Here is a 9,461-nt window from a genome sequence, read left to right on the forward strand (position 1 = left end):
GTTTTACCCCTGGTCCCAATTATTTTTTTATCACTCATCAGTTGCCAACATCGCAGTGAACGCTTCCTGTGGTACATCCACTTTGCCAATCTGTTTGAGCCGTTTTTTGCCTTCCTTCTGTTTCTCCAACAACTTCCGTTTCCGACTCACATCGCCACCATAGCATTTCGCTGTAACATTTTTTCGGAGTGCCTGAACCGTTTCGCGAGCGACAATTTTATTACCAATCGCTGCTTGAACCGGTACGACAAACATCTGGCGCGGGATCAACTCTTTGAGTTTGCTAACTAACGCCTTTCCGCGCGTTTCTGCCGTATCGCGCGGCAAGATCGTCGAAAGTGCGTCCACAGGGTCGCCGTTAAGCAGCACGTCCAGTTTTACTAACTTTCCGGTTTTGTATTCGCCGATGTCATATTCTAACGAGCCGTATCCACGGGTCAGGGACTTAAGTTTCGGATAGAAATCCATCAACATTTCACCGAGCGGAAGTTCGTAGAGTAATTGCACGCGAGTCGCGTCCAATTGGTTCATCCGCTTATATACACCCCGACGCTTCTGACAAAGTTCCATTGCATTTCCGATATAGTCGCGCGGCACGATAATGTCAATATTGACATACGGTTCTTCAATTCGTTCGATATTATTCGGTTCAGGGAGATGCGCCGGGTTATCAACGTATACGTCCTCGCCCGTTTTCAGATGAACTCGGTACATGACACTCGGCGCAGTCCGGACGAGTGCGAGTCCAAATTCCCGTTCAAGCCGTTCATGGATGATCTCCATGTGGAGCAAGCCGAGAAAACCGCACCGGAACCCGAAACCGAGTGCAACGGAGGTTTCAGGTTCAAAATTAAAGGAGGAATCATTCAGACGGAGTTTATCAAGTGCCTCCCGCAGCGCATGAAATTGGTTCGTGTCTGCTGGATACAAGCCGCTGAACACAAGCGGTTTCATCTCGCGATAACCGGGCAGTGGCGTTTCAGTCGGTCTGACGTGATCTGTGATGGTATCGCCTATTTTTGCCTTGTCAATTTCTCGGATGCCAGCGATGAGGTACCCGACACCGCCAGTGCGGAGTTCTGGTGTCTGTTGCATCTCTGGTGTAAAGATACCGACCTCCTCAACCTCATAAGAACGTCTTGTCTCCATGAGCCGGATTTTTTCACCCGGTTTCACGCTACCCTCAAAGATGCGGGTGTACATAATGACACCGCGGTAGTTATCGTAGACAGAATCAAGCACAAGTGCTTTTAACGGGGCTTCAGTTTCGCCTACAGGGGCAGGAATCCGATTGACGATTGCCTCTAATATGGCAGGGATCCCGATGCCCATTTTCGCGCTAACGAGGAGCGCATCGTCTGCCGGAATACCTACGACTTCTTCTATCTGCCGTCTGGCTTCATCCGGGCGCGCCGTTGGTAAATCAATCTTATTGACAATAGGGATAATTTCGAGGTTGTTGTCAATAGCGAGATAGGCGTTTGCCAAGGTTTGTGCTTCGACCCCTTGTGCGGCATCAACAATTAAAATCGCGCCCTCACACGCCGCGAGGCTCCGTGAGACCTCATAAGTAAAATCGACGTGTCCGGGCGTATCAATCAAGTTAAGTTCATATCGGTTTCCGTCGGGAGCGGGATAGTGCAGTTTGACAGCGGTGGCTTTAATGGTAATACCACGTTCACGTTCCAAGTCCATCAAATCCAGCACCTGTTCTCGCATATCGCGCTCGGCGAGCGTATTGGTATGCTCAAGGAGTCGGTCGCTGAGTGTGCTTTTCCCGTGGTCAATGTGTCCTAAAATACAGAAATTCCGTATGTTTTCAAGATTCGTTGGCATAATGTATATAGTATATCACAACGTCTGTTCAATTGTCCATAAAATATCATTTTTAGTCCAAGGTTATTTAGTTCTCTCTATTTTTGATCGTTTTTTCAAACCCTCTCTTCTGTAGGAGCGAGCTGTGCTCGCGATATTGCGAAAAAACGTTAACATTTGTAAACGAAAACCAAAGTCAAACCGAAAACTAAATAGTCTTGATTTTTAGTCAGAGTTATTTAGTTTTTCGCATAAAAAAAGAAAAAGTCCCTGATAACGGGGTTTAGGGGAAAAAATGAAAAATCTCGTGTGTTGTGCAAAATAAGGATAGAAAATGCGCAGAGACATAAATTAAATGACCCTGCTGCGTAAGTTCTATCAAATTGACATCTGCTTTCTAAACATGTTATAATGCTACTAAACGAAGTCGTTCCATTACGTAACTGAGTTCTTTGTGGAAGGAACTATATGTATCTGAAAGAAATCTATTTAGAAAACACTGGACCTATCTCGAAATGTCATATTGAGCTGCCATTTAATGAGGAAAATCCTCTACCCGTAGTGGTTGTTGGCCCTAACGGATCTGGCAAAAGTATTTTTCTGTCTTACATCGTTGATGCACTCACAGAATTCGCCCGCGTATCTTTTTATGCCCATGCGTTTTTCCGAACCGTTAATCAACACGCTATAAGGAGCGGTGAACAATTTAGTTTGAGTCTGCTTTGTTTTGAAACTACTGATGGGGAATCATGTTACTGTGAGAAAGTGGGAACACTTGACCCATCAAACTATCCTCCTGATTTCAAATCTCGGTTTGATTCGGTATGGGATTGTCTGGATGGAGAAGATGACAAAAAGGTTTCAATAGACAAAGATATCGTCAATTCTGAAATCGAAGAAAATGTACATGCTTTTTTCCCGGCACGGCGATATGAAAACCCAGATTGGTTGTATAATACGAGTTTAGAGGCAGGATTGACTTCTTCAATGACCATGTCCAATTTGCGACTTGACAAACCACTTCTGATTGAAACTTGCGCTTCTGAAAATATTTCTTGGATATTAGATGTTTTTCTGGACTCCTTTATAAATCCTGAGTTAGCACCGGAAGTTCCACGTGCGTTAGACCCTGAGATGCAATTAAGTCCCTCAAGTTCTCCAAAAATCTTGGAATTACGAGAACGATATACCCTCGGAGTAACTCGGCAGAATGTTGAAAGCATATTGCAAACAATACTTCAAGATAAAAATGCGGAGTTATCTTTGAACCTGCGGGATGCCGTGCCATCAAGACTTGCCATACAACTGAGCAATGGTCAGAGAATTCCTAACCTACAATCGTTATCGGAGGGACAATCTCAGTTGTTCCACCTTTTCGCAACGATTATTCGATATGGTGAACGCGCAGATATCAACATGAGTACTCGCCTTGATGAAATTACAGGCCTTGTCGTCATTGACGAAATTGATACCCATTTGCATACAGCTCTTCAACATGATATTGTTCCACAACTCATAAAACTTTTTCCGAAGGTTCAGTTCATTGTATCGTCTCACTCTCCACTTTTTCTACTCGGTATGGAAGAAACATTTGCAGCAGATGGGTTTGCCATAATTGAATTACCTGAAGGAACTCTGATTAGTAGCGAGCGATTCACTGAATTCGGAAATGCTTTTGAATTCTATCAGAATACAGAACGTTTTGAAGAAGAGATAAAACAACGTTTCGCAGATATGACGAAACCTGTTGTACTAACAGAAGGAAAGACAGATGCGAAATACATTCAAACAGCATTGCAGCTGCTGGGCGAAGAAACACTCCTGAATTCACTGGAAATTCAACCTGTTGGTGTGGAAGGCCCTCAGGGTTGGAAAGATGGAGGGAAGGATGGATTGAATCGTGTCAAAACCTTTTATAAAAAAGATCCATCACTGCGTGATCGAATGTTACTACTTCTTTACGATTGGGATACGCCTCAAACAGAAGAACCAGATGGAAAAATTTGGGTAAAATCTATTTCACAGAACCCGGATGATCCTGATAACAAGAGCGGCATTGAAAACTTATTTCCGGGAGACCTTTTCGAGGACCGATTTTATGATGAGGAACCTAAAAAAGGGGTTCATGGTAGGAATAAGATTGAACCTAAATTCAAGAAAAACGATTTCTGTGATTGGATCTGTGAAGAGCGTAGGAATCCTGCCGACTTTGAAAAGTTTAAGGAAGTCGTGGAAATTCTCAGGGAATTTCTTGAAGCTCATCAATCTCATTCACTTGAGCAGGCTACTACCGAGTAGTATAAAATTCAAGCATCATATAATACATCGTATCTGCGTGCCTACAAGTGATGGTCTACTATTATGAAATCAATTGACATCTGTTCGGGAAATCTGTTATGATTGAAGTAGATGCCAAAAAGATTTTGCCTGCTATAGTAAACATGTGAGTTATACATGAGTCCATTCATGGAAAAGGTAAATTTCAAATGCAACACCGTATAGCACCACTTCTCTCTGAAAAATACTCAGCAATAGATATTGGCAGCAGTCCTCTTACACGGCACGACCAAATCACTAAGGAAAGGGTCCAGAGACAAAACGGAACTGCCGTACAACTTGCCGAAAAGGCGTTAGCGGCTACAGTGTTTTTAGAGATAGTCCATGTAAATGGTCAACCTCTCGGATTTGGAAATGGTTTTTTTGTGCAGCGCGACCAGATCGCTACAAATTTCCACCTCATTGCAGGGGCATCTCGCGGCACAGCAAGGTTAGTTGGCAAGCCGTACGATATTGAAGGTATAACAGCAAGTGATGTGGAAAATGATCTTGCTATTCTAAAAGTCTCTGATTCTAGCGTTCAGCCTCTTCCGCTTGGTGACAGCGATGCAGTTCAGCTTGGCGACACAGTTTATGTTTCTGGGCATACGAAGGAATTAGAAGGCACGTTTTCAGATGGTATTATCAGTGGTCGCCGCGAAATTGGCAACCAAAAATTGCTGCAGATGACCGCACCAATTTCGCCAGGAAGCAGCGGCGGGCCCGTGCTAAATGAGAAGGGGGAAGTGATAGGTCTTTCTTTCGTGTCCCTTGAAGATGGACAGAGTCTCGATTGCGTTATCCCTTCAAACTACCTCAAGGCACTAATCTCTAAGTCTGAGGCAGTGAAACCTTTGACGGAAGAAAAACAATCGGTATCTGCAGAAACGTACTTCTACCGTGGAAATGAGAAGTACTCGATGAGGAGCTATGAAGATGCGATTACAGCGTATAACGAGGCTATCCGACTGCAACCAGATTTCGCTAATGCTTATGTTAACAGAGGTTTAGCCAAGGAAAAACTCGGACAACACGAATCTGCTATTATGGACTATAGCAGTGCTATCAAAATTGATCCGAATCTTTCTGGAGCATACAATAATCGAGGCAGTGCACAGCGCAAGTTAGGACAGTACTTCTTAGCCCTTGAGGATCTGAGCACTGCTATCCAGCTAGATCCCCGTTATGTCAAAGCTTATGTCAATCGCGGCAATGCAAAGAATAGTTTAGGACACCCTAATGAGGCTCTTGAAGACTTTAATACCGCCCTTGCTCTCGACCCGAATTCTGCCGAAGCATACAATAATCGAGCGGTTGCAAAGGCTTCCTTAATGCAGCTCCCTGATGCTATCAAAGATTTTGACACAGCGATTGAACTTAATCCAGAGTTGGCTAATGCTTACTATAGTCGAGGGGTCGCGAAATACATTATAGGCAGACAAATTCGGGAGGCAAAGTCGGATCTTCTAACTGCCTTGAAATTAGTAAAAAGGTACAACGATGCGAATCTCAAATCTAATGTTGAGTTGGCATTGTCCCTCCTTGCAGAAAGTCCCTTAAGACTCTTTATAACTTATTCACATAAAGACGTAAAAGCAAAAGAGCAATTGATAACGTATCTTGCTGTGATGAAGCGCGAGGGCTTAATAAACATCTGGCACGATAACGAAATCCTCCCTGGAGACACTTGGCGTGATTCTATATCTAAAAACCTTGCGGAATCAGACATTCTCCTCTATCTCGTTTCAGCTAATAGTCTTGCTTCTGAAAACTGTAATAGAGAATTGACAGAGGCTTTAAACGCAAACGTAAGAGTCATACCTATAATTCTCGAACGTTGCGATTGGTTAGATCACGAACTTAGCGACTTCCAGGTGCTTCCAGACAAAGGTAAACCTATTAAGGTCTGGGAAAATGAGAGCGAAGGTTGGCAAAGTACAGTTACTGGTATCCGAAAAGTTATTCACCAAATGCAGACTCAGGCAGCTTCATCGTCCGATGTATCTCAAGAAGAAATATTAGCAGAACTTGAGTATGAACGTGGGAATTTTTTGGTACTACTTGGAAAAGTAGAAGCAGCGATCAAAGTATATTCGGATGCAATTGAACTGAATCCGCGTTATTCCGTTGCTTATACCAATCGGGGTGTTCTTTACTGTTACAAAGGTGAATATGATCTTGCAATCAAAGACTTTAACATGGCGATAAAGCTTAACCCTAATAATTTCTTTGCTTATAATAACCGTGGTAATGCTTATGGTAAGACAGAGAATTCTGATAGAGCGATTGAAGACTTTAACGCGGCAATAAAACTTAAACCCGATTACGCCAAAGCATATATCAATCGAGGTCGCGCTCATAGCGGAAAAGGCAATGTCAATGAAGCTATCAATGACTTTAGCAAGGTGATAGAATTGGAACCTGATTATGCTTATGCTTATTATGCTCGAGGTGTCACTTACGCTATTAAACGCGATTTTGATCTTGCCATAGCTGATTACACCAAAGCAATACAACTTAATCCCAATTATACTGATGCATATTGCAATAGAGGCAGTGCCTATTGCTATAAAGGTGAGTTTGATTTTGCTATAACCGACTATACGAAAGCAATAGAACTGGATCCCAAAAGTGCCGATGTCTATAGCAATAGAAGTATAGTTTGGTTAATTTTGCAAAATTGGGACAATGCTAGGGCGGACCTGGCTGCTGCTAAACGCGTAGGGTTGGATGTCAGGACTTGGTTTCATAAGCTCTACAAAAGCGTTGAGAACTTTGAGCGGATAATTGATGCTAAGTTACCAGAGGACATCGCCGTGATGTTGACATCACAGTAGAATATGATTCAAGGCAGTTTTCGGACAACTTAGTAAGATGTTTATGAAACAGATTTCAACCAGTTGATAGCAGCTTGTTCGTCTTGTTCGATTGCGATCTCCACAGCGCGCTTGGCATGTTCCAAGAGGTCTTTGGCACGATTGCGTAGGTTGAAGGATTCATCGACTTTTTGTTCAATTTCAGTCTGTTTCTCTTGGTGGAGAATAGGAATCACCGTTTCCGCAACTTGGTCTGGTCGCCAATGGAGAATTACGGAGCCGCCTACATCCTGCTTGACCTGTTCTTGCGTCAGAACAGAATTAAGCACCAGTGTTAAGTATTCATTTCCGATTCTATCCGTTTTGGTTTTCAACCGGAGTATACCGCCAGCACGGATCATTTCTTTTTCACGATGAACGCAAATACACGGATACTTTGTGGTTTTGCTGGTTCTCCAAGGCAGAGTTGTTAGTTTGCTTGTTGGGTTTTGCTATAATCCTATTTCCATAAGCATGTCATTGAAAAGCAGGTTTTCTTGATAGACTGAAGGGTTCTTGGTGATTTCCGGCTCAACCCAACCTACGGGAATTACGTTTTTTCAATGCACTTATAAATTTTTTTGACTTCAGCTGGATTCGTCAGAAACCATTCTGTTCCGGGTGCTTCCTGTATGTGTTTCCCTCGTACCTTCAGAATATCATGTATTATTCCTTCTATCTTCTCAACCATCTTCTTAGACTTATCAATTTTAATACGGAGACCAATCTTGAGTCTTTCTGCTGGAAATGCTGTGCCGGCTTGCTGGTAAATTCTTGTATGTAGTTCTTGGATAGTCATACCGATCTTGCACTCCCAAATATTTTTACCTTTGGATTCCGCACTATCTCGTTTCTGCTGGTCATAGTAAAGGTAGACTGAATTCCTACCGGCCCCGATAGTATCTTCAGCATTCAGGTTCATATTTTTATCCGGATCTGGAATCGACTCTGGAGCTTCAGTTTGACCGGAGGCTATCGCAGCATGCTTTTTGCGGACATTCTCGACCATCTCAGACACAACTTCAGGCCGATGAATACCCATACGCTTGCCAAATCCATTATTCATATTGCCATACTGCTTGTAATTATTCTTAACCCATTTCTCAAAATCTTCAGCGGAACGTTGCCTGAGCATTAAGAACTCGACTTCCTTCTGATACTCGGGGGTATCGCGAAGTTCATCTATTTGCCCCTCTGTGAGGTTGAACTTCTCGGCCAAATACTTCTGTGAAGTTGTAATTCTTCCTTTCCACCATAAAAATTCCGCGACTTCTTTTATCTTGCTAATAGTAAAACGAGCCATGAGATTATTCCCTCGCTTTGATGGATGCATAAGTCGTTGCGATTTTTGCTTCGGATCGACAGGCATCGGTCAGATGCAGACATTAAAATCATAGATTCGGATATACTTTGTGGATTCACTGATTCTCCAAGGGAGTTGCCTTTATGTTAATATGAGGGTGTTTCATAAATCCTTATTTTTATCGAAAGACGGTTTTGATGTAGGTAACATTTCGCGTCGGTAACCCGCATCGGACATTCATTAACATTGAAAGTTGCAGCAACACGATGCCAATGCCCAAAAAGGTGGAAACATACGCCAGACCTCGTATCGGTAAAGGTTTATGTGCCCTTGTGATTGACAAGAGCCTACTCAGCAAATCAAAGACGGGTTCAATGGCAACTTTTCGCGTTGCCTGCCATGTGTCAACTTGTGTTGCGGTATACAATGGGTCTGCTCCTAAAAGTGCGTTTGCCTCTGCTAAAGTCGTCTTTGGGGTGATCAAAAGCAGTTGGTCTTCGGCAAAAGCAGCTTGGCGTTTTTTATCGACATATCCATTATCGGCGACGATACATCGCACACCTTTTTCAATAAGTTGGTCTTTTTTCGCATCCAATACCTTGCGTTCATTGATGTTGGCAGGTAGGACCTGAAACATTATTGGGAAACCGTTGCGGATACCGGTGAGATGGAGTCCGTATCTATAAACCCATCCGTGATACCCGCTTTTAGACCAAGTGGCAGTTTTATCAACACCTCGCAAGCCTTCAGGGAGATGATTCTTGAGACGATCTTTCTGATGCCAGACGGGTCCCGCAGCTTTGAACAGGCTTTTATCTTCATAAACGACCTGTTGAAGAAACCCGGCTTCGATGGCGAACTGCGAGGCTGCGATGTATTCAGCGAACGCTTGGAGTTTAGGAGTCAACGTTTTATATCTGCGACCCAGCGTCACGTGAGACGGACACGCTGGCAGCCGACATCTCGCAAGCCAAAGCGGATGGTGAAATAAGTAATCCTGCTGTGCGCGCATAGCCGTAATCCCCTTGAGCGTCATAACGGTGTAAAAGACGATGAGCGAAGCATCAGAATAAGTCTCGGGTCTCCCTCTTTTGGAGATGTTTTCTTCGAGTAGTGACAGAGCCATTCAGTTTTCATAATGTACTTTTTTCATGAGTTGAAGAGCTTGCCAA

Annotated in this window: 6 protein-coding genes; 2 read left to right on the forward strand and 4 right to left on the reverse strand. The window is 43.4% G+C overall.

Annotation, left to right across the window (positions count from 1 at the left end; genetic code table 11):
* Positions 1-30 precede the first annotated feature (30 nt).
* Positions 31-1,836: a translation elongation factor 4 gene (gene lepA, locus OXH00_21320; GenBank protein MCY3743562.1), complete on the reverse strand. Its 1,806-nt coding sequence runs from the start codon at positions 1,834-1,836 to the stop codon at positions 31-33.
* A 447-nt stretch (positions 1,837-2,283) separates the two neighbouring features.
* Here lepA and OXH00_21325 point away from each other — a divergent pair, with 447 nt between their 5' ends.
* Together OXH00_21325 and OXH00_21330 are read left to right on the forward strand one after the other, a co-directional pair.
* On the forward strand, positions 2,284-4,113 hold the full coding sequence (locus OXH00_21325; GenBank protein MCY3743563.1) for an AAA family ATPase: 1,830 nt from the start codon (positions 2,284-2,286) through the stop codon (positions 4,111-4,113).
* Between the two features lie 188 nt (positions 4,114-4,301).
* Positions 4,302-6,968: a tetratricopeptide repeat protein gene (locus OXH00_21330; protein MCY3743564.1), complete on the forward strand. Its 2,667-nt coding sequence runs from the start codon at positions 4,302-4,304 to the stop codon at positions 6,966-6,968.
* 41 nt (positions 6,969-7,009) lie between these two features.
* Here the strand turns inward: OXH00_21330 and OXH00_21335 are convergent, their stop codons facing one another.
* The 3 genes from OXH00_21335 to OXH00_21345 all read right to left on the reverse strand — a co-directional run bounded on the left by OXH00_21335 (position 7,010) and on the right by OXH00_21345 (position 9,415).
* Positions 7,010-7,321 carry a hypothetical protein gene (locus OXH00_21335; protein MCY3743565.1) on the reverse strand — a complete coding sequence of 104 codons (312 nt, stop codon included), beginning with the start codon at positions 7,319-7,321 and terminating at the stop codon, positions 7,010-7,012.
* Between the two features lie 215 nt (positions 7,322-7,536).
* Positions 7,537-8,289, reverse strand: a complete 753-nt coding sequence (locus OXH00_21340; GenBank protein MCY3743566.1) for a GIY-YIG nuclease family protein — start codon at positions 8,287-8,289, stop codon at positions 7,537-7,539.
* Between the two features lie 178 nt (positions 8,290-8,467).
* Positions 8,468-9,415, reverse strand: a complete 948-nt coding sequence (locus tag OXH00_21345; protein MCY3743567.1) for a hypothetical protein — start codon at positions 9,413-9,415, stop codon at positions 8,468-8,470.
* Positions 9,416-9,461 lie beyond the last annotated feature (46 nt).

The organism is Candidatus Poribacteria bacterium (assembly GCA_026706025.1).
GTDB lineage: Bacteria > Poribacteria > WGA-4E > WGA-4E > WGA-3G > WGA-3G.